Origin of the sequence: Paraburkholderia sp. EG304 (assembly GCF_046543485.1) — a bacterium.
Lineage (GTDB): Bacteria > Pseudomonadota > Gammaproteobacteria > Burkholderiales > Burkholderiaceae > Paraburkholderia > Paraburkholderia youngii.
On record NZ_JBKGUA010000006.1, the window covers coordinates 63,965 to 88,930 of the forward strand.

Sequence of the window (24,966 nt, forward strand, 5' to 3'; positions counted from 1 at the left end):
GATCTGCATCAGGTGTCACCGGTGGGAACGATTCCCGCCGCCTCGACCATCAGGATCACCGTTTTCTCAGGCGCTCGAGGGCGATGCAGCAGGCCTTTTTGCACGACAAACGCCTGTCCCGGGGCTAGATCGACGACCCGGTCCTCGAGGTCGATCAGGAAACGTCCGCTAACAACATAAAAGAATTCGTCCTCCGCGTCATGTTTGTGCCAATGATATTCGCCCTGCACGACACCCAGCCGGACTACCGACTGGTTCACCTGACACAGCGTCTGGTTGTACCAGGGATGGCCGTTTGCCGCCACGAGGGCAGGCACGTCGATGACTTCGCCGAAGGAGTAGAGAACGTTAAGGCGGGTCAGATATGGAAAGGGATCGGTGCTCACATCAGTCTCCATGAACGTTAGTTCGTGTCGAAGATGCGAGCCACTGTAGCCCTTGCCAGTTCTGTTGGTCTTGTACCGGACCGTCAATCTTTGGTACAGGAGCGATCTTCGAGCAACTGCGCGCGGTACGCGCCTGGTGTCAGCCCCATCCTGCGCCGAAACACGCGCGTAAAGTGGCTTTGATCGGCGAAACCGGCGGCCTGAGCAATCGCTTTGAGCGAATGGCGTCCACTGGTCAATTGAGCGCACGCGAAATCGAGCCGAAGCTGGCGCACGTAGTCTCCGACGGTACAGCCATAGTGCTTGCGGAATTCCCGCGCGAGGTGGTCGGCGGAAACATGGCTATCCGAAGCGATTTCGTCCAACGTCAATGCCTCACGAAAACGATCGTGCAGTCGTGCTTCCACGCGACCGAGCCATCGACGCGAGCCGCCAACCGTCGCCGTGCGCGGGGCGGCCCGCTCGCACGCTGCAAGAAGTTCGAGTACCAACCCTTCGACTGCTAGCGACGTAGCCGAATCCTGCTCATGGCACTCGCGGACCAGACGGCGCATGAACGACAGCGGAGCTCCGCTGGCAAAGTCATCCGGGCGATCGAGGACTTGGGTCCGACCACCAAGCCGCGCTAGCCACGAGGACGAGAATTCGACATGGAGCGCCTTGCCGCCGGCCCCGTACCAGCAATTTGCGTGCGGTACGCCTGCGGGGAAAAGCGTCAGTGACATCGGCCCATCTTCGCCACGGCGTGACGGCCAGGATCGTGTACCGCAGCCGTCCAGCACGAAACAGAAAAACGGATTCACATGTTCGTGCTGCGGAATGATGAGATCCGTTGCGAATTGGGTCTCCACGACCGAGATACCATCATCCCTGTATTGCAGGGCGGTAGTGCCGAAGTAGTCGCCCGGCTCAAGTACCCGAAGCATGGGACTGCTCCCAAAGAGACGTTCCAGTCCATATTACACACCTGGTGGGCCCTGCGAGTCACCTCTTGCCACGATGTTTACGACGAGCACTTTATTTCAGGAATATTTTTACGTTTAAATTACGATTACATATCGATCGAGAGATAATTTTTGTAAAAATTTATTCGGAATGCACATGGTTCAGACATGTCATTCCACTGACATTCGAAACTGACTAAATGTTGCGGTGCTGAAAGCTCCAGCGCGGCACCGTTTCAATGCTTCCCGCCTGGACGAATCGCTCGCACATATCCTCGACCAGAGGCAACCCACCTGACAAATGATTCCATTCCAATCCAATTTGGCTATTTTGTTTTGATTATCTGGGGAGAAACAAAATGCATCGAAATCTCATTCAATCTGGATTTGCATTAGGACTATTGACAAGCTGCATTGCATTTGCGGCGCCGCAGGGCGACATGGAGCTTCTGCCGACTGGGCAATTCATTTCTCCGCGAGCCATACCAGGTGCCGTGCAGCAGTTGCTCAACCCGCAGCTTTCGGCCAAGCCGACCCAGATCGTCAGCGGTGCGATCAAGTCGCAACTCAGCCCGGACGGCAACACACTGGCCGTGATTACGGCCGGCTATAACACCGTCTACACGGGTGCCAGCAACAGCACGCTGGACAAGACTGACTCGACCCAGTACATCTTCATCTACGACGTGTCGGGCGCCAACAAGGCCACCCCGAAGCTCGTGCAGGCCATCCACCAGAACAATGCGTTCGATGGCCTCGCATGGAATGGCAACCAGACCCTGTACGGTACCGGTGGCGCGGACGACGCGGTTTATGTCTATAGCCGCCCGTCGGCTCTTCCGTCGGCCCAATGGTCACAAACCGCAGCCATCGCCCTGAACCACAGCAAGGGTGTCGGGTCGGGCGTGAAGCCGAACGCCGGGGGTCTCGCTCTCTCCGGCAATGGCAGGATTCTCGTCGTTGCCAACAACTACAACGACTCGATCACCATCATCGACACGACATCGAACACCGTCATGTCGGAATACGATCTGCGCCCGTTCAATACGTCGGGCACGCAGGGCGTTGCCGGCGGCGAATACCCGTGGGCCGTTGCGCTGAAATCCGACGACACGGCGTTCATCTCGTCGGTGCGCGACCGTGAAGTCGTGGTGCTCAACCTGTCGAACCCGGCCGCGCCGCAATTCATCACTCGCATTCCGGTGAAAGGCAATGCGTACGGAATGACCCTCTCGCCGGATCAGTCCAAGCTCTACGTCGCCGTGGCGAATACCGACCAGGTCGCGGTCATCGATACGGCCAGCCACCGGGTCGAGAAGACGATCGACATCGCTAGCCAGTCCGGCGACGGCAATGATGAGGGCAGCGGCAGCAACAGGAAGTACAGCGGCCGCGACACGGTCAACGTAACCGTATCGCGCGACGGGCGAACCCTGTATGCGGTCAACAACGGCGACAACTCGATCGCCGTGATCTCGCTCGATGGCAACGAGGGCTACCACGTCACCGGCCTGATCCCGACCGCGTATGCGCCCAAGGACGTCACGCTGAGCGCCGACGGCTCGCAGATGTACATCATCAACGGCAAGTCGAACACCGGCCCGAACCCGCTCTACACGTCGGGCACAACGGCCCAGTACCAGTTCGGTCTCGAACAGAGCAGCCTCGTGAGCGCACCGGTCCCGAGGGGCGACGTGCTTGCGCGGCTGACCAGCCAGGTCGACGAGAACAACCACTATTCGGTCAGAGAGTCGCAAAGCGATCGCCAGACGATGAATTTCCTGCACGATCACATCAAGCACGTGATCTATGTCGTCAAGGAAAACCGGACGTTCGACCAGATTCTCGGCGACCTCGGCAACGGCTCGAACGGGGATCCGTCGCTGACGATGTATGGCAAGGCCACCACGCCGAACTTCCACAATATCGCTAGCAATTTCGTCACGATCGACAACTTCGCCGATCCGGGCGACGGCTCGATGGATGGCTGGTCGTGGGTGCAGCACGCGCACGTCACGCCGACCGAGGAAGTGTCGCAGCAGGAAAACTACGCTGGCGTGAGCCGCGGCATGTCGTATGAATCCGAAGGCGCCAATCGCGGTCTGCCGGTTGGCCTCGCCACCACCGCGATGCGCGACGGTGCCTCCGGCGGGGCCTACAGCACGGTTACGTCGTCGCTGCCGGGCGGCACTGCCAACGCGCTGCCGGGTATCGCCGATATTTCGGTCCCGGATGCGCCGTTCGGCTACCAGAAGGCGAGCATCTATGACGCGGTGCTGCAAGCGGGCGGTACGGTCCGCAACTACGGCGGCATGGTCAACAACAGCGGCTCGATCGGCACGATCGCGAGCCCCCTCCTCAACCCGTTTGCTGCCGGCAACATTCAGGCGTACCCGCTCAAGCCGTCGCTCGTCACGCTGACGGACCCGTACTACCGCGGCTTCGACCAGGCCTATCCGGACACCTTCCGCGAACTCGAATGGAACCGCGAGTTCCAGCAGTACGTCGCGAACGGCCGTCTGCCGTCGTTTGAGTTCGTCCGCATGGGTTCCGATCACACCGGCAGCTATGCGCAGAACGTCGGTCAGATGGGCACGGCTGAACAGGAGCAAGCGGACAACGATTTCGCGGTGGGCAAGCTGATCGAGACGGTCGCACACAGCCCGTACGCGAAAAGCACACTGATCGTGGTGGTCGAGGACGACTCGCAGGCCGGTTCGGATCACGTCGACTCGCACCGCGCGCCGGCCTACGTCGTTGGCGCATACGTGAAGAAGAACGCCGTTGTCAGCACCGCGTACAGCCAGGTGAACGCGATCCGTACCATGGAAGACGTGCTCGGCACCCAGCACATCAATCTGAACACCGCGTATGCGCAACCGATGGCCGACGTCTTCGACACTGGCTCGGACGGTTCGTGGACCTACACTGCCGTCGCGTCGACGATCCTGAGGGGTACGAACGTGGGCAACGTTGCCACCGGCCCGACATCCGCCGGCAATGACGGCAATCAGTACGCGCAGGGTCCGGACATTCATCCGCTGCATGACGCGACTTACTGGGCAAGCGTGACGAAGGGCTTCGATTTCTCCAAGGAGGATCGCGTTCCGCCGGAACTCTTCAACCGCGTGCTGTGGACCGGCGTGATGGGCGACAAGCCGTATCCGGCGCCGCATTCGATCTACACGAAGATGTCTGCTGAAGGGACGAAGACGGTCGCCGCTGCCGACGACGATGACGATTGATCGAGGGTTCGCATCGCCCGTCGCGCTGCACACGCAGTAGCTGCCATCGCCGGGGGGCTGTCCAGATGGACAGCCGCCCGCTGTCGTCCACGATCAGAAGTCCGCGTGCAGGCGAACGTACGCGGCTAACGGCGAGCCGAGGTACGCACCGACCACATTGGTGGCGATGAAGTAGCGCTGGTTGGTGACGTTGTCGATGTTCAGATCGGCTCCCCAGTGACGCTCCGCGTAACCGAACTGCAGGTTCGCGATCACGGAGGCCGGTGCCCAGTCGTAGCCGTTGGCAAAGCCGTTCGTCATCCGGCTCATGTAGTCGATGCCGGCACCCGCATGAAAACCTGTCTTGCCGAAGAGGCTGAAGCGGTATGTCGTCCACAGGTTCGCCATAAAGGCCGGCACGCCCTGCGGGGCGGTCCCGACCGCACCGGGAGTGTCCGGACTATAAGTGATGTGCGCCTGCTGTCCGGTAAAGTTCGCGTACACGTGCCAGTTCGACGTGAGATCCGCGTCGAACGAAGCCTCGCCGCCGCGCGTGCGCTGCGAATCGAACGCGAGTTGGTCTTCACCGAACGGGGTCGCCACGTGTTCCCGCTTTACGTCGAACAGCGCGGTGTTGAGCACGTAGCGCCCGTCGTCGAACGACCACTTTATGCCCAGCTCGTATTGCAGCGCTGATTCCGGTGGGCCGATGGAAAAAGCCGTGTTTTCGGAGTTGAAGTTCGCGAGATAGCTGCGCGATACGCCGAAGTACGGCGTCATCCACGGCGTCAGCTTGTACAACATCCCGGCGCTCCAACTGGTCGGGGCATCGTTGCGCGTATACGTGTTGCCGGGAACCAGCGTGATGCCGTCGTTGGCCGTACGATTCGGCTCGCCGGGGACCGGGTTCAGGGTCAGCGACGTACCGAACCAGTCCTTGCGCACGCCTGCGCGGATTTTGAACCTGTCTGTCACGTCCACCTGATCGGTCGCATAAAGGCTGTAGAAGTTCGCGCTCACATGATCGTTCTGGCACGAGTGAGACGGCGCGCACTGGAAGTGCAGGCTTGCGATGGATGTTTCCAGCGGCACCGGCGCGAAGATGTCGCTTATGTCCGGAAGGTCTGCTGTCGTCTTCGCGCTGTTGAGATCCTGGTTCAGGTATTCGAAGCCTGTCAGCAGCGTATGGCGGATGCTGCCGGTCGAGAATTTCCAGACTGGTTCGAACTGGTAGTCGACCGTGTTGAGCGAATCGTTCTGATCGCGCAACTGGCGGCCGACGAATGCGTTGCCCTTGACCTTCGCGTGCGTGCTGTCGCCATTGCTGTAGAAGTCCAGTGTGTGGTGCATGTATGACAGGCGATTATTGATCGTCAGGTAATCGCTGATGCGCCACTCGTCCGTCAGCGTGGCACGGACGTAGTTGCCGTGCGCGTTCGCGAAGGGCGTCGAATATTTGGCGTTGAACGGGACATTGCGAATCGGCGCACCCTTGTAGTAGATGATCCCGTATGAGTCGGGCGTTGCCATGTACTCCTGCGCGTCGATCGAGAATTCAACCTTGTGGTCGCCGATTTTCCATTGCAGATCGGGCCGGATTTCCCTGTTCCACGATGCCAGGTCGCGGTAGCCGTCCGAGCGGCCGGCGCTGGCGTCGACACGATAGTTCAGTCCGTCGATGCCGCTTGGACCGGTGACGTAGCCACTCGCGTTGACCGTACCGAAAGAGCCGGCCTGGATATCGCCGCCCCAATGGAACTGCGCGGACGGCGTGTAGTGGATCAGGTTGATCGAGCCGCCCGGAGGACCGCTGCCGAGCAGCGCCGAGCCCGGACCTTTGAGCACCTCGATGCGCTCGACGCCCAGCAGCGAATGCATTGGGCCGTTGACCTGGTCGCCGTCCGAAAAACCGTCGTCATAGGTCTGCGCCTGCAGGCCTCGGATCATGAAGTGGTCGGTGAAGCCCTTCGAATCGGTACCGCCGTAGTTCACTCCGGACACGTTGCCTTTGCGGATCGCATCCTGCAACGACATGGCGCCTTGTTCATCGAGAATGCCGCGCGGAACGACCTCCACGCTCATCGGCAGGTCGCCGAGCGGAGTGCCGGTCTTGCTGACGCCCACGATCTGTTCCGGGTCGTCCACGTTATCGGGAGCGGCCGCTGGTCTCGTCGCATTGACAACGATGGGTCCCAGAGTGACCGGCGCCTCGGTCTGCTGAGTGGCCGCGGGTTCAGTCTGTTGCGCATTCGCCCCGGTGGCGAGCGACAACGTTGCAGCGGAGACGGCGATGGCGATTCGGGATGGCGATGTTCTCATTGACTCCATTCCAATGCAGCGCATTGCATCGGCTTCATGCCGTGGCAAATGAATTCCGAGTGTTCCTGCCCTTCGACCCGCGAAATTTATCGTTTGCGCGTGTCACAGACATGAACGGTCACACGGACAACGAATGCGGAATCGTTGTCGTGTCATCGCGACGCTATCGCTTTCTATCGAGGGGTGACCTACGCGACCTCGCATGGGAAAGCTGCCCATCCAGCTATGCGGATCGCTTATGCAAACAGATCCAGTCCGTTCACCAGTCGTTTGGCCAGACGCGGTTGACGCAATTGCTCCAACCACCATTGAAGCGCTCGGCCTTCGTGGTCGCCGCGCCAGGCAACGTAGAGCACGTTGGGTTCACGGGGATCGGCCGTGCCTTTCTCGACGAGTTCGCCTCGCTTGAGCAGCGCCGCAATTCTGCGTCTCGGCAGCCAGCCGACCCCGAGCCCGTCACGCTGAGCCAGAATCTTCGCGCGCATGCTGGGAACGGCCAGCGAAGCCTGGCCGCCAACCACGCCATAGGCGCGGCCCGGCATCATTCTCGACGAATCGGCCACGACGACGGCACGATGGGCCGCGATATCTTCGCGCCTGAGCGGACCTTTGGCTGCCGCCAGCGGATGACGCGGCGCGACCGCGAACACCCACTCCATCACACCCAGCTCGAACCACCGCAGGCCGGGGATCGCCGGGGGTTCGTTCGTCGCCCCGACAACCAGGTCGCCTCGACCTTCGCGCAGCGCCTCCCACGTGCCGCCGAGCACTTCATTGGTGACCCGGAGTTTTACCCCCGACTGCAACGCGTCGAATGCGCGGACGACTGGCATCACAAGCTCGAACTCGATGATCTCGTCGGTCACGATCCATAACCGGTCCTCCCAGCCGCTCGCGATCTGCCGAACCCGCTGAGTCATGCGAGCCACGTCCTGCATGAGCCGTCCCGCCTCCTCCGCCAGCGCATGCCCAGCCGGAGTAAGCTGCAACCGGTAGCGCCGGCGATCGAACAACAATGCATCGAAGCGGCTCTCGAGCTGGCGCGCGGCATGCGACACGGTTGACGGCGCCTTGCCCAGTTGCGCGGCCGCGCGCGACAGGCTCCCGGTTTCCCGAATCGCTTCCAGCAATGCAAGCTCTTCCGCCGACAACATGTTCCACTCCGTCGAACGTGCTCATCTGGACGATCGTACGGCAATACCATCCTGATGGTCCATCATGCTGTAACCAACCTGAACGTCTCGCGAACAAGGAGCAACGACATGGGCCTGCTGGTCAATGGTGAATGGCAAGACCGCTGGTACGACACGGCGTCGACGGGCGGTCGCTTTGTCCGTAAGGACGCCGCGTTTCGCAACTGGCTGAGCGCCGACGGCTCGCCGGGGCCCAGCGGGCGTGGCGGCTTTCGCGCTGAAGCTGGCAGATACCACCTGTACGTGAGCCTCGCCTGCCCGTGGGCACATCGCGCGCTGATCGTGCGGGCGCTCAAGGGCTTGAACGAGATGGTCAGTGTGTCGGTGGTCCACTGGCTGATGCTCGAGCGCGGATGGACCTTTGCCGAGGGGCCCGGCACCGTGCCCGATACCGTCAACGGCGCAAGCTTGCTGCATCAGGTCTACACCGCCGCCGACCCGCACTACACCGGACGCGTCACCGTGCCCGTGCTGTGGGACAAACAGCAGAAGACGATCGTCAATAACGAATCGTCGGAAATCATTCGTATGTTGAACTCGGCCTTCGACGGTCTCGGCGCCACGCCTGGCGATTACTATCCGGCGCCATTGCGACGCGAGATCGACGAAATCAACGGCCGTGTGTACGACACGTTGAACAACGGCGTCTACAAGTCCGGCTTTGCAACAACGCAAAGCGCGTACGAGGAAGCCGTCAAGCCGCTGTTCGAAACGCTAGCGTGGCTCGAGGAGCAGCTCTCGACACAACGCTTTCTGACTGGCGACACCTTCACCGAAGCGGACATCCGTCTCTTCACGACGTTGATACGCTTCGACGCCGTTTATGTCGGTCACTTCAAATGCAACCTGCATCGGATCGCCGACTACCCCAACCTTTCCGCGTATACGCGCGATATCTATCAGATGCCGGGCGTCGCGGAAACGGTCAATTTCGAGCACATCAAACGGCACTATTACGAAAGCCATCGTGGGATCAACCCCACGGGCATCGTGCCGCTTGGACCGGTGCTCGACTTCTCCACCCCGCACGATCGCGCGCGCTTCGCGCGTGCAAAGTAGGAAACCTCGGTCATGTACAAGGCTCATCTGATGCTGCCTCCGGTTCGCGGTCTGCGACTCAATAACGTCGCGCTCGCCGTGAGCAACCTGAACGCGATGGTCGCGTGGTACGAATCCCGGCTCGGTTTCGTCGTGACCGGGCGCGGCCGTTTCGACGCGGGAGGCGCGGACTACGCAATCCTCGAGGCTGCCGGTTTGCGCATTGAACTGGTGGCACGCGCAAGCGCGGTGCAACGTCCGGTGGACCGCACGCCCCCGCCGGATCATCTTGCGGTGCTTGGCCTCAAGGCGATGGTGTTCGAAACCGACGACCTGGAGGCGACCACGGCCTTGATGGAGGAGCATCGGGTGGACATGGTGTGGGCAGACCAGCCGTTGAGCGCCGAGCGGCGCTCAACCATGCTGCGCGATCCGGAGGGAAACCTGATTCACATCTTCGGCCCGCTGTTGGACCGCACCTGAGAGCGCATCAGATTCGATCGCGTCGTTTAAAGCTGACTCATCCCGCCATCAGCGATGATCTCCGTGCCGACGATAAACGCCGATTCGGGTGACGACAGATGCAACACGGTGGCGGCGATTTCCTCAGGCGTGCCGAAGCGTCCCAGCGGAATCTGATTGAGAATTTGAGCGGCAGTCGCTTTCAGGGTATCGGCATCCAGGCCGAGCTTGCCGTACAGCGGCGTTTGCACTGGCCCGGGGCTCACCACGTTCACGCGCACGCCACGCGGCAATAGCTCCGAGGACAAGGTCCTGGCGAGCGAAATAACGGCAGCCTTGCTGGCCGCATAAACGGATGAACCGGGCATGCCGATGTGCGCGTTGATCGAGCCATTGATCACCACCGAAGCACCCTTGTTCAAATGCGGCAGCAGCGACTGGATCTGAAAATAGGCGCCCTTGACGTTGATATTGAAGTTCGCGTCCCAGAGCGCTTCGTCCACGTCAGTGAAGGGCGCGAACTTTGCAGCGCCCGCGTTGATGAAGACCGCATCGAGCTTGATGCCTGCATCGCCGATCGCGATGGCGAGCTCGCGCGCGGCCGCAACCGATCCTGTGTCGTTGCGAACCGCCACCGCGTCGGCGCCAAGCCCTCGTTTCGCCTCTTCGAGCGCCGCGCTGTCACGGCCCGTGATGACGACCCGTGCGCCTTCCGCGGCGAACGCCTTTGCCGCGGCGAGACCGATTCCGCTGCTACCGCCAGTGATCAATACAGATTTGCCATGAAATCGCGTCATAACTTTCTCCAATGAGTCAGGTGAGTTACTGCGATTCAATGATGCGCCGTTTCGATGGAAATGCCGTACGATCCGGGCGCTGAAATCGTTCGAGATGATCGAACATCTTTCTCGATCGAATCTGCGTGGGACGCGCACAAGTCCTGGGGCTGGTCAATCCAGCCAGCCGCGCAGCCGCGCATGATCGAGAAAGCGGTAGACGTCGGGCGCAAGTTCGGACGTGCCGAAAAGCCGTTCGAGTTCGCCGATGATGTCGTCGAGCTCGTGTTCTCCGTCGCAACGCGCGAGGATCGCGCCGGCGCTAGCGTTGAGCTTCACCATCCCTTCGGGATAGAGCAGCACGTAGGCGTCCTGCGCCGCTTCCCACTGCAGGCGGAAGACGCTGCTCAGACGGGGGCGCAGCGGCACGCCGCTATTCGAATCACGCTTGTTCATCGCGATCCCAGTGTGTTCATGGTCGTTCGTTGCGTGCGCCGCCCGCGGCGCACTACGTGCAGCGCGGGCGGCACGCCGCGGCCCGCTCAGCGATTGGCGATGTACATCGTGATCTCAAAGCCGAAACGCACTTCGGCATACGACGGGGTGATCCATTGCATGGCATGTCTCCTTGTTTGCGATTGGATGAAAAACCGCACTCGATGCGCGGCCGCTCCCTTCAAAGCAAAGGATATGCCGGTGTCGTCACGCGAGGCGGGGGGCATTCGGGAGGCGGGCAGTGTTGATTTTTGGAGCACCACCGTTGCGGGATGCAACAGCGGTGCGACAGCACGTGAGCGAAACAGAAGTGCCGATGCAAGCGGCGCGATGGGCTCAAAAGTCGTCCACCGCACGACCCGGCTCGACCGCGGGCATCTTCCGGTAGATCATGTTGCGCGACACGCCGAGCTCGCGCGCCGCCGCCGACACATTACCGCCATGCCGCGCGAGCGCCGCGGCAATCACCGACACGGTCACGTCCTGGAGGCGCGCGCACTCCGGCACGGACGCACCGCCCGCGCCTCGCGTATCCGCCGCGCCGCTCGACGCAACGTCACAGCGCAGGTCATCGAAGAAGTCATCGGGCAAATGCTCGCGCCGGATCTCGCCGTCCGCGTCGACCATGGCCGCCGCGGTGCGCAGCAGATTGCCAAGCTGCCTGAAGTTGCCCGGCCATGGACAGCGCTCGAACATCGCCATCACGTCGGGCGCGACGTGAAGCGGGTGCCCGTTCGCGCTGGCGAGCGATTCGCGCAGCAACATCTTCTGGATCACGACCGCGAGATCGGTCCGCTCGCGCAGCCGCGGCAGACGCACCACGAGGCCATTGAGCCGGTAGTAGAGATCCTCGCGGAAGCGGTTTTGCGCGATCATCACGCGCAGGTCCCGGTGCGTCGCGCAGATGATCGCGACGTCCACCGCAATGCTGCGCGTCGAGCCGAGCGGGTTGACGACGCGTTCCTGCAACACGCGCAGCAGCCGCACTTGCAGCGAATACGGCATGTCGCCGATCTCATCGAGAAACAGCGTGCCGCCGTTCGCCTGCAGCAGCTTGCCGATTGCGCCTTTGCGGCGCGCTCCGGTGAATGCGCCTTCCTCGTAGCCGAACAGCTCGGATTCGATCAGCGTCTCGGGAATCGAAGCGCAGTTGACGGCGACGAACGGCCCCGCGTGACGCGGCGAATCGTTGTGAATCGCCTGCGCGAGCAGTTCCTTGCCCGTGCCGGTCTCGCCATTGATCAGGATCGGAATGTCCTTGCCGATAACCTTTTTGACCTTCGCAATGACCGCGGCGACCTGCGGGTCGCCCGTGTCGAGATAGCTCAGACGTGAAAGCCCGGCAGCGGTGGGCGGCGGCTCTTCGTGCGCCGCCGCCCGCGCGCCCTCGTGCACGGCGACCGGGCGGCTGCCTTCGGCCAGCGACGCCCGCCTGAACTGCACGCGCGCGCAGACCACCGCGCCGCTGCTCAGGTTGAGCAGCAGGTGCGGGTCGAGGCTCGCGCGCGCACGATCGATCAGTTGCGCGCTGGTGGTCTGGAACAACGATGACAACGTATGCGCGCGCAGCCCGGCGAGCGGCATGCCGAGCTGGAACTGCGCACTGCGGTTGGCCGACAGAAAGCGCCCGTCGCTCGTGAACGCGACGATGCCTTCCATCAGCGTGCCGAGAAACTCCGGACGACTATGGAAGGACACTTGCAGCGTTTCGTGAAAGGTGGTCGTGAACAGATGATTCTCGATCATCTGCACCGACATTTTGGCGAGCGCCATCGTGTGCTGATGATAGCTGCGGTAATCGCCCGTCACGTCGAGTACGCCGATCGCGTCGCCATACGGATCGAGAATCGGCACGCTCGAGCAGGTCAGGAAGCGGTTGGCCGCGAGGTAGTGCTGGTCGCCGTGCACGACCATCGCGCAGCGCTCGGCCAGCGCCGTACCGATCGCATTGGTGCCCTGGCGGTCCTCGGCCCAGTTCGCGCCGGGCCGCAGCGCGACTTTCTCCGCGCGCGCGAGGAAGTCGTCGTCGCCGATCGAATGCAGGATCAGCCCTTCGGCATTGGTCAGCACGATCATGCTTTGCGTGTTGGCGATCTGCTCGCGCAGCGTCTCCATCACCGGCATCGCGTGCGCGCACAGCACCCGGTTCTGCTCGCGTTTGAGCACGAGTCCCGCGTTCGAAAGAACCTCGTAATCCGGTCGCGCCGACGCGCACAGACCAAACGTCTCGGACCGTTCGTGTGCTTTCTGAATCGCCGGTGCGGGAAAGTCATTGGACCGGACGGCCGTCTGAGTCACGGCCGGATGAACGTCATCGCGCATTGTCTCCCTCCAGCAGAGCCTGGTACCTTGCCAGACTTTTCTCCGTTCCCTTAAGCAAGCTCCAGGCCATTCATTTCATCGACGGTCGCGAAGCGAAGAGGCTGTATTACCGCAAATCCCTACGCGTTGCGATATGCGGAGTCACCCCGAGTGGCGCTTGATCCGCGCTGCTGGCGTCGCCCCCGCCCCGAGCGATGCGCGCGAGCGCCGCGATTGTGCTGTTTCTCAACACTCCATCGTCCGGCGTTGTACCGGGACGCAACAGATGGAGCGCCATGCGGGCGAGATGTCCCGCAGCGCGTTTCAGGCGCGCCGCCCTTTCGGACTCGTTCACAAAAATGGCATGCCACTTGCAGTAACGGCATCGCAACCGGATCGCACGGAACGAAGGGGCGACGCCTCTCCCGGCACTGCATCGACAAACACTCAGGAGACGACCATGAAGAACCGTTCGCCCGCCGCTGGCCGGCTGGCTGTCCTTGGAGCGAGCATCGCGATCGCGATGGCACTGAACGTGGCTCCGGTGGGCGCCGCCCCGGACTATCCCGCGGTGACCTACGAGCGCCTCGCTCAAGCGCAAAGCGACCCGGGCTGGCTGACCTATTACCGCAGCTATAGCGGCCAGTCGCATTCCCCTCTGAAGCAGATCGATGCATCGAACGTCGCCGGACTCAAGCAGGCCTGGAGCTATCGCTTCCCCGCGGAACTCAAGCAGGGCTTCGAAGCAACCCCGATCGTCAACGGCGGATACCTTTTTGTCAGTACGCCAAAGGACAACGTCTATGCGTTCGATGTCAAAACCGGCACGCAGCTGTGGAAATACGAGCCGAAGCTCGGCGCGGAATCGTTCAAGACCGCCTGTTGCGACGTCGTGAATCGCGGCGTCGCGCTGTATGGCAAGAACGTCTATGTGGCGATGCTGAGCGGCGAGGTGGCCGCGATCGACGCGCAGAGCGGCAACCTCGTGTGGAAGAAGCAGATGTTCGAGCCGGGTCTCGGCTACGCGTTCTCGCTTGCGCCGCTCGCGCTCGACGGCGCGATCGTCGTCGGCACGTCGGGCGGCGAATATGGGATTCGCGGCTATATCGCCGCGCTCAATCCCGACGACGGCTCGATCATCTGGAAGCGCTATACGATCCCGAGTGCCGGTGAGAAAGGCAGCGACACATGGCCCGACGGCATGCAGGAACATGGCGGCGGCGCGGCGTGGCTGACCGGCACCTACGACGCAGCCACGCAGACGCTGTACTGGGGTGTCGGCAATCCGGGGCCGTGGCTCGCCGCGCTGCGTCCCGGCGATAACCTCTACTCCGATTCACTGCTCGCGCTCAATCCGAAGAACGGCGAGCTGAAGTGGCACTACCAATACACGAACAACGACACGTGGGACTACGACGGCGTCAACACGCCGGTCCTTGCGAACATCAGCTACAAGGGCAAGCCGTATGACGCGATCATCCATGCCGACCGCAACGGCTTCTTCCACGCGATCGACCGCAAGACCGGCAAGCTGATCTACGCGGAGCCGTTCGTCAAGGCGCTGTCGGTGACCGGCTACACCGCCGACGGCAAACCGGTTCAGGACGCCAGCCGGTTTCCGAAGGCCGGCACGACGATCAACACCTGCCCGAGCTTTCTCGGCGGCAAGAACTGGTGGTCGACCTCCTACGATCCCGAGCGGCACATCGCGGTGGTGCCGTCGCTGCATGCGTGCATGAGCCTGTCCGGCAAGTCGGTCAGCTACATGGAGGGCCTGCCCTACCTCGGCGAAGGCTTCGAGATCCAGCCTGAACCGGGCAGCCAGGGTTATGGCGAGCTTCAGGCCATCGACGTCAATACCGGCAAGAAGCTGTGGGGTCACTGGACCAAAATGCCCTGGAACGGCGGCGTCGCCACGACGGCCAGCGGCCTCGCCTTCAGCGGCTCGCTCGACGGCCATCTGTACGCGTTCGACGTGACCACGGGCAAGGTGCTGTGGGAAAGCCCGCAACTCGCGAGCGGCATCGTCGCGCAACCTTCGGTGTTCGAAGTCGACGGCAAGGAATACGTGGCCGTGCTCGCGGGCTACGGCGGTGCGAATCCGATCTGGGGCGGCCCGATGGCCGACGTCGCGAAGGACGTCCCGCGCGGCGGCACGCTGTATGTGTTCGCGCTCGATCGCAGCTGAACGCAGCCACTGCATCCTCATCGTTCTGCACCTCGCACTCTCGCAGCTGCATCTCTCCGCGCCCGCACGCAGTTCAGGCGGGCGCGGTGTTCCCGCCATCACAGGAACGCACCATCATGAACATTCGACTCACTCAGGTTGCTCTCGCCGGCGCGCTCGTCGCCGGCGCCGCGCAGGTTGCCGTCCATGCGGCCACGCAGACGTCGTCCAGCGTGCGCGTATGCACGATGCCAGGCAGCCCTTCGGCCGAGCTGGACAAGTCCGTTGCACGTGCGGTGTTGAACGCCGCGGGCATCGCCGCGAACTTCGCGTCGCGCGGCATCGACGACGACGGCGGCGACGACGGCATCTCCGCTCGTGAGCTGTCCAAATCGCTGCAGCGCGACTGCGATGTGATCGCGGGCTTTCCGCGTTCGAGCGTGGCCGACGGCTCCGACTCGCAGTTGCTCTTTTCCGAGGGCTATCTGCACTCTGGCTATGTCAGCGTCACGCTGCGCGGCACCCATGCGGCCAACCCCAGCGTCGCGGCGCCGGACGGCAAGATCACGATTGCGGCCACCTGGTCGAGCCCGTCGCAACTGATCGCGGTCCAGCAGAAGAACGCGCGCTTCGATCTGGAAACCACCTCCAGGCTGACCGTCGACGCCGTCGCGAAAGGACGCGCGCAACGCGCGATCGTCTGGTACCCGGCCGTGGTCGCATATCGGCGTGCGCACCCGCAGCAGCACTTCGACGTCGCCGCCGCCGAATCGCCTTATGCCGACTGGAAACTCGTGTTCGCATCGGGACCCGGCACGCAGCAGTTGCAAAAGCGCATCGATGAAGCGCTCGTGCGCTTGCGCAGCGATGGCCGGCTCGCGGCGCTGACGCGCAACTGGGCATTACCAGCCACGATCGCGACCGATTCGGCGACCCCTCACGCGAGCCTCGTGCGCAGTGCCGCGCGCTATCTCGACGGCCCGACGCAGCCGTCGCCGCGTGCGGACGTATGGCGCGCGAGCGGCATGCCGGCCGCCGGCGGCTTCATCAAGGTCGCGGCGACGACCGAGGCACCGTCGTTCGATCACGATCAGGTCGCCCACGGCGAACATCTGTATGCCGATTCGTGCGCGAAATGCCACGGCGAGAAGCTCGAAGGCAACACCGCGCCTTCGTTGAGCGGACCGGCCTTCGCGCCAGCGGCGAACTCGCATCTGACGATCGGCGGCATCTATCAGTACATGTCGACCAACATGCCCGCGGATCATCCCGGCAAGATGAGCGACGAGGAGTACGCCGATCTGATGGCCTTCCTGCTCTATACGAATGGCTACGACACCGGCAACGTGAAGCTGACCGCGCAGGCCGCGCAATCCTCAACCACACCGCTGAATGCGGGGCCGCGCCACTGACACGTTGCATCGCACTGCATTGCAACGCCACGCCGCTTCGATCGAATGGAATGCGGCGTGGACGACCCATTTCTTTTCTCAGGACACCATCATGGTCTCTCACAATCGCAGACACTTCATTCTTCAGGCCGCGGGCGTGTGCGCCGCGCTCGCCAGCGCCGACCTCGCGCTCGCCGCGCCGCCGCCCGTCGACGAAAACGACGCCACCGCCAGCTCGCTCGGCTATCGTGCGAAAGCGAGCAGCGTCGACACCGCGAAGTTCCCCAAGTACCACGCGGGCCAGACCTGCGCGAACTGTCGCTTCTATACCGGCGCAGCGGGCGAGGCCGCCGGACCGTGCCCGATGTTCCCCGGCAAATCGGTTGCGGCGGACGGCTGGTGTAATGTCTATGCGCCAAGAACCTGAGCGCTGGTAATCTACCGTCCGCCGCGCGTATTCTTAGGCTCTCCAACCAAACAGTGCAAACAGCGCAAACAGCGAGAGCATTTGAACCGGAGAAGATCGATGTCGAGTCCCTGGACGGGCCGGTGCCTATGCGGCGCGGTGCAATACGAAGCTCACGGTGATTCACTCGCGCAACTGATCTGCCATTGCCGCGATTGTCAGCGCGCTTCCGGTTCCGCAGGGTTGCCGGTCGTCGTAGTGACAGCCGCCGGCTTTTCGTTCAAAGGCGACATCAGGCCTTATACGAAGACCGGCGGCAGCGGCATGCCGACGACGCGCAACTTCTGCGCTCATTGCGGCAGCCTGCTGTTCGGCACGCCGCATCATGCACCGGACATAGTGACCCTCTACGCCGGCACGCTCGATGATCCTGCGCGGTTCGAGCCCGAGTTCACTCAGTTCGTGTGCGAACGCCATCAACTTGACGCTCACCTGCCTGACATTCCCCACCATCCGCGAAGAGCGCCCTGACCCGCGCGATCAAAGATGCCTTGTTTGCTCGGGCGGATTGCCCCAGTCGTTGTGCAAGCCATCGCGATAGGTCACGGGCGCGTTCAACGCTGCATCGAGATCGAGTTCATCGAGACACATGATGTTGACGTTGATATACGGATACCCCGTGCCGTTCGGCATATCGATGCGGTCGAATACGTGAACCCCGCAGCGCTGGCAGAACGGGTGATGCGCAACCGCATTTTTCCCCTGATATTCGCTGAGCGTGGCTTCATCCGAAAGCAGACGAAAGTCCTCCCGACGAACCTGCACGTGCCAGAACCGCAGCCTGCTGCAATAACTGCAATTGCATTTCGACGTGCCCTTGTCGAAATCGATGCGAGCCTCGAACTTCACGGATTGGCAGTGGCAACTTCCGAGGTACGTGCGCAGCATGGGGTTCTCCGAGGTTGAGGGCAGCTGCAATTATGGACGGCACGACTTCGCGCTGCCAACGCACGAGCCGTCGCAACCCTCGCAGTAATGGCGGTCGCGCACCGCGCGATCCACGCGCCAGACGTTAGCCTCGGCCGGCCGCGCCGTTCCCACCGAGCGGCCGTTTTCCCGCGCATGAAAGTTCGGCTCGCCCGCCTTGCCGCGGCGAATCGCTTCATCGATGCCCGGCTCGCCGAACACCGCCTTCAGTTCGGCCACGAACGCCGCGATCTCGGGCATCGGATGCCCGGCCGGCTTGCGCACTCGCATGTCCATTCATCCGCTCCCGAAAAAGTGCCTATTCGCCATATCTTAAAACGATGTAGGATACTGTATATCCATACAGGTATTTTCGCAAATGACAACCGCCCTGCCAGCACCGGAAGCCATTCACCCGTCCTTGTGGCGGGCGTCCCAACTTGGCGCTGGCCGCGGCCGCAGCGTCGATACCGGTTATCCGGCCCTGTCGGCGGAATTGCCCGGCGGCGGCTGGCCGCTCGGCGCGCTGGTCGATCTGCTGGTGCAGCAGGCCGGCGTCGGCGAACTGCGGCTGTTGCAGCCGGCGCTCAGCGCCGTCGGCGAGCGTCCGGTCGCCTTCGTGCAGCCGCCGCATACGCCGGACGGCCTCGGGCTGAACTACATCGGCCTGTCGCTGCAGCAGGTGCTGCGCATCAATGCGCCGAAAACCGCCGACGCGCTGTGGTCCGCCGAGCAGATCCTGCGCGCCGGCAGTTGCGGCGCGCTGATCTTCTGGGCGCAGTACGCGCAGGCGTCGTCGCTGCGCCGTCTGCATCTGGCCGCGCAGTCGTCGGAGACGCTGTTCATCATGGTGCGGCCGCTCGCCACCGCGCAGGACGCGTCGCCCGCGCTGCTGCGGCTCGCGCTCAGGCCATCGGCCGAAGGTCTGACCATCGACATCGTGAAACGACGAGGGCCCGCTCGCGCAGAGCCCCTGTCGATTCCCCTTCAACCCACACCCGTTCTGCTTTCCCGACATGCGCGTCTTTCTCGCCGTTCATCTGCCAAAGTTGCCGCTCGAGGTCTTCAGACCGAAGTGGTCGCCTGAGCCCGCGCATGGCTGCGCGGTGCTGGAGAAAGACAAGGTGGTCATGGCCGATCCCGCCGCGCGCTCGGCGGGCGTGCGTGCGGGCATGAAGCGTGGCGGCGTGCTGACGCTGTCGCCGGAAACCGAGATGTATGAGCGCGACAGCGGCCGCGAGGCGGCGGCTCATCGCGAGGTGGGGATCGCGCTGATGCGCTTCTCACCCGAAGTCGCGCTGCTCGATGAGGCGACGGTGGTCGTCGAGATCGGCGCGAGTCTGCGGCTCTTCGGCGGCCTGCTCGCGCTGTGCCGCGACGCGAAGGCCATTCTCAATGCGCTCGGCTTCACCGCGCGCATCAGTGCCGCGCCGACCGGCCAGGGCGCGTGGCTGCTCGCGAAGTTCGGCAACCGCCGCGTGCTGAAGCTCGCGTCGCTCGAACAGCGCCTCTGCGCGCTGCCGATGCTCGCCGTGCCCGAAGTCCGTCCGTTCGCTGACTGGTTCACGGGCCTCGGCTGCGAGCGCATCGCCGATCTGCGCCGCCTGCCCCGCGCCGGCTTGCAGCGCCGCTGCGGCGAACATCTGCTCGACTCGCTCGACCGCGCATTCGGCACCGCGCCCGAACTGTTCGACTGGCTCGAACTGCCGCCCACGTTCTCGGCGCGCATCGAGATGCCGGACCGGCTCGAACACGCGGATGGCGCGGTGTTCGGCGCGCAGCGGCTCGTCGTGCAGCTGTGCGGATGGCTGTGCGCGAAGCAGCTCGCGGTCAGCGGCATCCGCCTGTCGCTCGAACACGAGCGCGGACGCAATGCGATCGAGCCGACCACGATCGACATCGCGCTCGGCGAGCCGACCTGGCGCGAAGAACATCTGATGCGGCTGCTAAAGGAACGGCTGCATCGCATCGAGCTCGCCGCGCCCGTGATTGCGTTGCGGCTCGACGCATCGAACGTCGAATCGGCCGCGCCCGCGTCCGCCACCCTCTTTCCCGAACCGGGCGGCTCGCAGGAAGACCACGAGCGCCTGCTCGAACTGCTGGTCGCGCGGCTCGGCGAAGAGAACGTGCTGAAGCCCGCGCCGAGCGCCGATCATCGCCCGGAGATCGCGAACCGCTGGCTGCCGGTGTCGCAGCCGGTCAAGCTCGGACCGCTGCCGCAGAATCTGCCACGCCCGACGTGGATGCTCGACACGCCGGTGCGTCTGTTGATGCGCCAGCACCGCCCGTTCTATGGCTCGCCGTTGCGCATGGTGTCGCCGGGCGAGCGCATCGAGAGCGGCTGGTTCGACGGCGAACTCGTCACGCGCGACTACTTCGTCGCGCAGGCGGACGACCAGAGCTGCTACTGGATCTACCGCGAGCGCGTGAGCAGCCGCGACGCGGAAGAAGAGCAACGCTGGTTCCTTCATGGCCTGTTCGGCTGACAGGCGCGGCTGATATGCGCGGATGAACGGCCATGGACACCACCTTCACGATGCTGCCGGCATATGCCGAGCTGTTCTGCTTTTCCAACTTCACGTTTTTGCGCGGCGCGTCGCACGCCGAGGAACTGGCCGAGCGTGCCGCGCAACTCGGCTACTCCGCGCTCGCGATCACCGACGAATGCTCGCTCGCGGGAGTCGTGCGCGCGCATGTCGCGGCGAAGGAAGCGAAGCTGCCGTTCATCGTCGGTTCGTATTTCCGGCTCGTCAATGCCGATGGTTCGCCGGCCTTCGGCCTGATCCTGCTCGCCCGCAACCGCAACGGCTACGGCAATCTGTCGGAGCTGATCACGCTCGCGCGCATGCGCGCGCCCAAGGGCGAATACCGGCTCACGCCGCAGGATCTGTCGCGGCCGGAGAAGGAATATCGCCACCTGCTCGGCATGCCCGACTGCCTCGCGATTCTGGTGCCGGATTTCCCGGCCAGCGAAGACGCGCTCGACGCGCAGGTCGAATGGCTCGACGAAACCTTCACCGGCCGCGCATGGGTCGGCCTCGTGCTGCATCAACGCGCGATGGACGACATGCATCGCGGCGCGGTCGAATTCGTCGCGAAGAGCCGCGACGTGCCCGTCGTCGCACTCGGCGAAGTCGTGATGCACGTGCGCTCGCGCAAGCCGCTGCAAGACACGATGACCGCGATCCGGGTCGGCAAGCCGGTCCATGAGTGCGGCTACGATCTCGCGCCGAACGCCGAGCAGCATCTGCGTTCGCGGTTGCGGCTCGCCAACCTGTACCCGGAAGACGCGCTCGCCGCGACGGTCGACATCACGAGCCGCTGCACGTTTTCGCTCGACGAGCTGCGCTACGAGTATCCCGACGAGCTGGTGCCGGCCGGCCATACGCCGGCCTCGTATCTTCGCCAGGAGACCTATATCGGCGCGCAGCGGCGTTTTCCGGCGGGGATTCCGCATCCCGTGCAGCAGCAGATCGAGCACGAACTCGAACTGATCGCGGACTTGCAGTACGAGCCGTATTTCCTGACCGTCTACGACATCGTCCGCTTCGCGCGCAGTCAGCACATTCTGTGTCAGGGGCGCGGCTCGGCCGCGAACTCGGCGGTCTGCTACTGCCTCGGCGTGACCGAAGTGGACCCCGCGCGCGGCAACATGCTGTTCGAGCGCTTCATCAGCAAGGAGCGCGGCGAGCCGCCCGATATCGACGTCGACTTCGAGCACCAGCGGCGCGAAGAAGTGATCCAGTACATCTATCGCAAGTACGGCCGCGACCGGGCGGCGATCGCGGCGGCGGTGTCGACCTATCGTCCGCGTGGCGCGCTGCGGGAAACGGGCAAGGCGCTCGGCGTCGATCCGCAGATCGTCGATGCGGTCGCGAAGTCGCATCACTGGTTCGATGGCCGCCAGGATCTGCTCGCGCGCTTCGCGGAATCCGGCCCCGATCCGGACAAGCCGCTGATTCAGGCCTGGGCGAAGCTCGCCTCGCAGCTGCTGAATTTTCCGCGCCATCTGTCGCAGCATTCGGGCGGCTTCGTGATCAGCCGCGGCAAGCTCACGCGGCTCGTGCCGGTGGAAAACGCGGCGATGGCCGAGCGCTCGGTGATCGAGTGGGACAAGGACGACCTCGAATCATTGGGCTTGCTGAAGGTCGACGTGCTCGCGCTCGGCATGCTGTCCGCGATCCGGCGCACGCTCGACCTCGTGTCGGAACAGCGCGGCGAACGCTTCGAAATGCAGGACATTCCGTCTGAAGATCCGGCGACCTACGCGATGATTTCAGCCGCCGATACGGTCGGCGTATTCCAGATCGAATCGCGCGCGCAGATGAGCATGCTGCCGCGCATGCGGCCGAAGACGTTCTACGACCTCGTCATCGAAGTCGCGATCGTGCGGCCGGGTCCGATTCAGGGCGGCGCCGTGCATCCGTACCTGCAGCGCCGCCAGGGCTTCGAGCCCGTCACCTATCCGAGCGACGCGTTGAAAACAGCGCTGGGCCGCACGCTCGGCGTGCCGATCTTCCAGGAGCAGGTGATGCAGGTGGCGATTCTCGCGGCCGGCTTCACCGCCGGCGAAGCCGATCAGCTGCGGCGCGCGATGGCCGCGTGGAAACGCAAAGGCGGGCTCGAAAAATACTATGACCGCATCGTGCTCGGCATGCAGGAGCGCGGCTACGACCAGGCCTTTGCCGAGGCGATCTTCGAGCAGATCAAGGGCTTCGGTGAATATGGCTTCCCCGAAAGTCACGCGGCCAGTTTCGCACTGCTCGTCTATGCGAGCAGCTGGCTCAAGTGTCACGAACCCGAAGCCTTTCTCGCCGCGATGCTGAACAGCCAGCCAATGGGCTTCTATTCGCCATCGCAACTGGTGCAGGATGCGCAGCGGCACGGCGTCACGGTATTGCCGGTCGACGTGACGGTGAGCGGCTGGGATTCGTCGCTCGAACACCGTGCGGGGGCGACGCGCCCTGCCGTGCGGCTCGGTCTTTCGCTGCTGCGCGGCATGAAGGACGGCGCCGCCGAACGGATCGAGAACGCGCGCGCGGTTCGTCCGTTCGCGAGCGTCAACGATCTCGCGCGCCGCGCACAGCTCGACCGCAAAGACCTGCATGCGCTCGCGGATGCGAATGCGTTGGCAGCGCTCGCGGGAAACCGCCGCGAAGCGCTGTGGCAGTCGGTCGCCGCGGTGCCGGACAAGGATATGCTCGCGGCCGCCGCGACTCAGGACGAAACGCCCGAACTGGGCGCACCGAGCGAAGCGCACGACATCGTCGCCGACTACCGCTCGCTCGGCCTGACGCTGAACCGCCATCCGCTGGAGCTGCTCAGGCCGCAATTGCTCGCGAACCGGCTGATGCCGGCCTCGACGCTGCGGACCTATCGCGACGGCCGCCTCGCGCGCGCCTGTGGACTGGTGACGGTGCGTCAGCGACCTGGCACGGCCAAGGGCGTCGTATTCGTCACGCTCGAAGACGAGACGGGCAACGTCAACGTGATCATCTGGCCGGGCCTGCTCGAAAAACAGCGCAAGGAAGCGTTGGGCGCCACGCTGCTCGCCGTGTACGGCACGTGGCAGTGTCAGGGAGAAGTCCGGCACCTCGTCGCGCAGCGGCTCGTCGATATGTCCCATCTGCTGGGCAAGTTGCAAACGACGAGCAGAAACTTCTGCTGACGCAAGCGCGCGAATGCGTATCATCGGAACAGCAAACGGAGGGCATCCATGTGCTATTCGGCTCAAATTCTGGCGGACTACCGGCGCTACGTCCGCATGTTCGGCGCGCAGATGAGCATCGAGGAATTCGCGCGGCTTTTCTTCGAACGCGCTGAGGACAATCAGGCCAGGATTCCCAAAGCGATGGAAGACGCCTTCTCGGAACCGCAGTCCGACGCGGAACGGGAAGTCTGGGCGCTGATCGAACGCTTCCGGTCGCAGCAGACCGCAAAGCTCGAACAGGAACTGTTCAAACAGCGCACCCGCTTCGCCGATGCCGAGCGCTCCTTGCAGACCAAAGTCACCAAAGCGGCGACCGAGAGCCAACGGATCGCCAAAGACAAGATCGACCGCACGCTCGAACGCCTCGACGACCTCCGCCGGGTCGATCCCAAAGCAGCCGACTCGCGCATCTTTCCAGGCTACTACGCGCCGGTACTGGTGATGGAAAACGGCCAGCGCGTCGTCAAACCGATGCGCTATCAGTGCCGCCTCGCCGGCAAGCCCGCATCGTACGACACCCGCTATCCGGGCACCTACAACGCTCGTCGGGACAGTCTCGAAGGTTTCTGGAAAACACTATTCGGCTACTCGCACGGACTCGTGCTGGCCAGTTCGTTCTATGAGAACGTATCGCGCGCGCGGATGGAAGGCCGTGAACTGGCGCCCGGCGACAAAGATGAAAACGTCCGGCTGGAGTTCAGCCCCAATCCGCCTCACGACATGCTGGTCGCATGCCTATGGTCACGCTGGAGCGGCAAAGGCGAGCCCGATCTCTTGTCCTTCGCCGCCATCACCGATGATCCGCCACCCGAGATTGCCGCCGCCGGCCATGATCGCTGCATCATTCCGATCAAGCCCGAGCATATCGACGCATGGTTGAATCCCGATCCGCGCGACCTGGCAACGCTGTACGCGATTCTCGACGATCGGGACCGGCCGTTCTACGAACATCGGATCGCGGCCTGATACCAGAGGCGGTTTTCCAGGCCGCGCAATACGGTGCCGGATCATCCTTGCAATCTTCGCGCAGTAACATATTCTGCGTTATGAATCTTCGTCGGCTGGCAAAAAATGCCCGGACGTAGAAGTTCGCTTACAGGTGCGATCCGGACTTCGTCAATCATCGAAGCGCCTGCGCAGCGCGCCCGACACGCCTGCACCATGCGCATCCCACGCCACGGACCGCGC

General features: G+C 63.3%; 21 protein-coding genes. 11 read left to right on the forward strand and 10 right to left on the reverse strand.

All coding sequences use genetic code 11. The features are described from left to right. Positions 1-8: 8 nt before the first annotated feature. Both ACLFKU_RS09480 and ACLFKU_RS09485 read right to left on the reverse strand, forming a co-directional pair. On the reverse strand, positions 9-386 hold the full coding sequence (locus ACLFKU_RS09480; protein ID WP_410848896.1) for a cupin domain-containing protein: 378 nt from the start codon (positions 384-386) through the stop codon (positions 9-11). An 83-nt stretch (positions 387-469) separates the two neighbouring features. Next, positions 470-1,312 (reverse strand): helix-turn-helix transcriptional regulator, encoded by an 843-nt coding sequence (locus ACLFKU_RS09485; protein ID WP_410848897.1) that lies wholly within the window; start codon positions 1,310-1,312, stop codon positions 470-472. Positions 1,313-1,770: 458 nt separating this feature from the next. On the opposite strand from ACLFKU_RS09485, the gene ACLFKU_RS09490 reads away from it, so the two are divergent. Further along, positions 1,771-4,575, forward strand: coding sequence for a bifunctional YncE family protein/alkaline phosphatase family protein (locus ACLFKU_RS09490; protein WP_410848898.1), 2,805 nt, complete (start codon positions 1,771-1,773; stop codon positions 4,573-4,575). A 93-nt stretch (positions 4,576-4,668) separates the two neighbouring features. Here ACLFKU_RS09490 and ACLFKU_RS09495 read toward each other — a convergent pair whose 3' ends face one another. After that, a complete protein-coding gene (locus ACLFKU_RS09495) occupies positions 4,669-6,873 on the reverse strand; it encodes a TonB-dependent receptor (protein ID WP_410848899.1) in 2,205 nt (734 codons plus the stop codon). A gap of 236 nt (positions 6,874-7,109) precedes the next feature. Next, the gene (locus tag ACLFKU_RS09500; RefSeq protein WP_368582778.1) at positions 7,110-8,027 is read right to left on the reverse strand and encodes a LysR family transcriptional regulator; all 918 of its coding nucleotides are present in this window, start codon (positions 8,025-8,027) and stop codon (positions 7,110-7,112) included. A 108-nt stretch (positions 8,028-8,135) separates the two neighbouring features. Between ACLFKU_RS09500 and ACLFKU_RS09505 the strand changes: the two genes are divergently transcribed. Next, positions 8,136-9,125, forward strand: coding sequence for a glutathione S-transferase family protein (locus ACLFKU_RS09505; RefSeq protein WP_410848900.1), 990 nt, complete (start codon positions 8,136-8,138; stop codon positions 9,123-9,125). Positions 9,126-9,137: 12 nt separating this feature from the next. Then, entirely contained in the window at positions 9,138-9,587 is a 450-nt protein-coding gene (locus tag ACLFKU_RS09510; protein ID WP_410848901.1) for a VOC family protein, read from the forward strand. Positions 9,588-9,613: 26 nt separating this feature from the next. Here the strand turns inward: ACLFKU_RS09510 and ACLFKU_RS09515 are convergent, their stop codons facing one another. The 4 genes from ACLFKU_RS09515 to ACLFKU_RS09530 form a co-directional block, all read right to left on the reverse strand. Then, the gene (locus ACLFKU_RS09515) at positions 9,614-10,363 is read right to left on the reverse strand and encodes an SDR family oxidoreductase (protein WP_410848902.1); all 750 of its coding nucleotides are present in this window, start codon (positions 10,361-10,363) and stop codon (positions 9,614-9,616) included. Positions 10,364-10,516: 153 nt separating this feature from the next. Beyond that, on the reverse strand, positions 10,517-10,798 hold the full coding sequence (pqqD, locus tag ACLFKU_RS09520; RefSeq protein ID WP_368582775.1) for a pyrroloquinoline quinone biosynthesis peptide chaperone PqqD: 282 nt from the start codon (positions 10,796-10,798) through the stop codon (positions 10,517-10,519). 86 nt (positions 10,799-10,884) lie between these two features. Continuing rightward, a complete protein-coding gene (gene pqqA / locus ACLFKU_RS09525; protein WP_368582774.1) occupies positions 10,885-11,193 on the reverse strand; it encodes a pyrroloquinoline quinone precursor peptide PqqA in 309 nt (102 codons plus the stop codon). Next, entirely contained in the window at positions 11,174-13,159 is a 1,986-nt protein-coding gene (locus ACLFKU_RS09530) for a sigma-54-dependent Fis family transcriptional regulator (RefSeq protein WP_410848903.1), read from the reverse strand. Before ACLFKU_RS09530 ends, pqqA begins: the two co-directional genes overlap by 20 nt. A 439-nt stretch (positions 13,160-13,598) precedes the next feature. Here ACLFKU_RS09530 and ACLFKU_RS09535 point away from each other — a divergent pair, with 439 nt between their 5' ends. The 4 genes from ACLFKU_RS09535 to ACLFKU_RS09550 all read left to right on the forward strand — a co-directional run bounded on the left by ACLFKU_RS09535 (position 13,599) and on the right by ACLFKU_RS09550 (position 17,633). Next, positions 13,599-15,326, forward strand: coding sequence for a methanol/ethanol family PQQ-dependent dehydrogenase (locus ACLFKU_RS09535; protein WP_176119980.1), 1,728 nt, complete (start codon positions 13,599-13,601; stop codon positions 15,324-15,326). A 116-nt stretch (positions 15,327-15,442) separates the two neighbouring features. After that, positions 15,443-16,717 carry a c-type cytochrome gene (locus ACLFKU_RS09540; RefSeq protein WP_410848904.1) on the forward strand — a complete coding sequence of 425 codons (1,275 nt, stop codon included), beginning with the start codon at positions 15,443-15,445 and terminating at the stop codon, positions 16,715-16,717. A 91-nt stretch (positions 16,718-16,808) separates the two neighbouring features. Further along, complete coding sequence (locus ACLFKU_RS09545) at positions 16,809-17,123, forward strand: high-potential iron-sulfur protein (RefSeq protein ID WP_368582771.1); 315 nt, start codon at positions 16,809-16,811, stop codon at positions 17,121-17,123. Between the two features lie 99 nt (positions 17,124-17,222). Then, positions 17,223-17,633, forward strand: a complete 411-nt coding sequence (locus ACLFKU_RS09550; protein ID WP_368582769.1) for a GFA family protein — start codon at positions 17,223-17,225, stop codon at positions 17,631-17,633. A 9-nt stretch (positions 17,634-17,642) separates the two neighbouring features. Here ACLFKU_RS09550 and ACLFKU_RS09555 read toward each other — a convergent pair whose 3' ends face one another. Both ACLFKU_RS09555 and ACLFKU_RS09560 read right to left on the reverse strand, forming a co-directional pair. After that, positions 17,643-18,050, reverse strand: coding sequence for a GFA family protein (locus ACLFKU_RS09555; protein WP_410848905.1), 408 nt, complete (start codon positions 18,048-18,050; stop codon positions 17,643-17,645). Positions 18,051-18,080: 30 nt separating this feature from the next. Continuing rightward, positions 18,081-18,365 carry a hypothetical protein gene (locus tag ACLFKU_RS09560; RefSeq protein ID WP_410848906.1) on the reverse strand — a complete coding sequence of 95 codons (285 nt, stop codon included), beginning with the start codon at positions 18,363-18,365 and terminating at the stop codon, positions 18,081-18,083. Positions 18,366-18,447: 82 nt separating this feature from the next. On the opposite strand from ACLFKU_RS09560, the gene imuA reads away from it, so the two are divergent. The 4 genes from imuA to ACLFKU_RS09580 are packed head-to-tail and all read left to right on the forward strand — an operon-like array spanning position 18,448 to position 24,744. Further along, positions 18,448-19,155: a translesion DNA synthesis-associated protein ImuA gene (imuA, locus tag ACLFKU_RS09565; protein WP_026228047.1), complete on the forward strand. Its 708-nt coding sequence runs from the start codon at positions 18,448-18,450 to the stop codon at positions 19,153-19,155. Further along, the gene (locus tag ACLFKU_RS09570) at positions 19,085-20,554 is read left to right on the forward strand and encodes a Y-family DNA polymerase (protein ID WP_410848907.1); all 1,470 of its coding nucleotides are present in this window, start codon (positions 19,085-19,087) and stop codon (positions 20,552-20,554) included. The genes imuA and ACLFKU_RS09570 overlap by 71 nt, the downstream gene beginning before the upstream one ends. 32 nt (positions 20,555-20,586) lie before the next feature. Beyond that, positions 20,587-23,736: an error-prone DNA polymerase gene (locus tag ACLFKU_RS09575; protein ID WP_410848908.1), complete on the forward strand. Its 3,150-nt coding sequence runs from the start codon at positions 20,587-20,589 to the stop codon at positions 23,734-23,736. A gap of 48 nt (positions 23,737-23,784) precedes the next feature. After that, positions 23,785-24,744, forward strand: coding sequence for an SOS response-associated peptidase family protein (locus tag ACLFKU_RS09580; RefSeq protein WP_410848909.1), 960 nt, complete (start codon positions 23,785-23,787; stop codon positions 24,742-24,744). Positions 24,745-24,966 lie beyond the last annotated feature (222 nt).

Bases quoted from the DNA above. Each gene is read 5' to 3' on its own strand.
- ACLFKU_RS09510 (WP_410848901.1), top strand. From the start codon at position 9,138: ATGTACAAGGCTCATCTGATGCTGCCTCCGGTTCGCGGTCTGCGACTC.
- ACLFKU_RS09495 (WP_410848899.1), bottom strand. From the start codon at position 6,873: ATGAGAACATCGCCATCCCGAATCGCCATCGCCGTCTCCGCTGCAACG.
- ACLFKU_RS09535 (WP_176119980.1), top strand. From the start codon at position 13,599: ATGAAGAACCGTTCGCCCGCCGCTGGCCGGCTGGCTGTCCTTGGAGCG.
- ACLFKU_RS09530 (WP_410848903.1), bottom strand. From the start codon at position 13,159: ATGCGCGATGACGTTCATCCGGCCGTGACTCAGACGGCCGTCCGGTCC.
- ACLFKU_RS09575 (WP_410848908.1), top strand. From the start codon at position 20,587: ATGGACACCACCTTCACGATGCTGCCGGCATATGCCGAGCTGTTCTGC.
- ACLFKU_RS09540 (WP_410848904.1), top strand. From the start codon at position 15,443: ATGAACATTCGACTCACTCAGGTTGCTCTCGCCGGCGCGCTCGTCGCC.
- ACLFKU_RS09485 (WP_410848897.1), bottom strand. From the start codon at position 1,312: ATGCTTCGGGTACTTGAGCCGGGCGACTACTTCGGCACTACCGCCCTG.
- ACLFKU_RS09490 (WP_410848898.1), top strand. From the start codon at position 1,771: ATGGAGCTTCTGCCGACTGGGCAATTCATTTCTCCGCGAGCCATACCA.
- pqqD (WP_368582775.1), bottom strand. From the start codon at position 10,798: ATGAACAAGCGTGATTCGAATAGCGGCGTGCCGCTGCGCCCCCGTCTG.
- ACLFKU_RS09500 (WP_368582778.1), bottom strand. From the start codon at position 8,027: ATGTTGTCGGCGGAAGAGCTTGCATTGCTGGAAGCGATTCGGGAAACC.
- ACLFKU_RS09570 (WP_410848907.1), top strand. From the start codon at position 19,085: ATGCGCGTCTTTCTCGCCGTTCATCTGCCAAAGTTGCCGCTCGAGGTC.
- ACLFKU_RS09515 (WP_410848902.1), bottom strand. From the start codon at position 10,363: ATGACGCGATTTCATGGCAAATCTGTATTGATCACTGGCGGTAGCAGC.
- ACLFKU_RS09560 (WP_410848906.1), bottom strand. From the start codon at position 18,365: ATGGACATGCGAGTGCGCAAGCCGGCCGGGCATCCGATGCCCGAGATC.
- ACLFKU_RS09580 (WP_410848909.1), top strand. From the start codon at position 23,785: ATGTGCTATTCGGCTCAAATTCTGGCGGACTACCGGCGCTACGTCCGC.
- imuA (WP_026228047.1), top strand. From the start codon at position 18,448: ATGACAACCGCCCTGCCAGCACCGGAAGCCATTCACCCGTCCTTGTGG.
- ACLFKU_RS09505 (WP_410848900.1), top strand. From the start codon at position 8,136: ATGGGCCTGCTGGTCAATGGTGAATGGCAAGACCGCTGGTACGACACG.
- ACLFKU_RS09550 (WP_368582769.1), top strand. From the start codon at position 17,223: ATGTCGAGTCCCTGGACGGGCCGGTGCCTATGCGGCGCGGTGCAATAC.
- ACLFKU_RS09555 (WP_410848905.1), bottom strand. From the start codon at position 18,050: ATGCTGCGCACGTACCTCGGAAGTTGCCACTGCCAATCCGTGAAGTTC.
- ACLFKU_RS09545 (WP_368582771.1), top strand. From the start codon at position 16,809: ATGGTCTCTCACAATCGCAGACACTTCATTCTTCAGGCCGCGGGCGTG.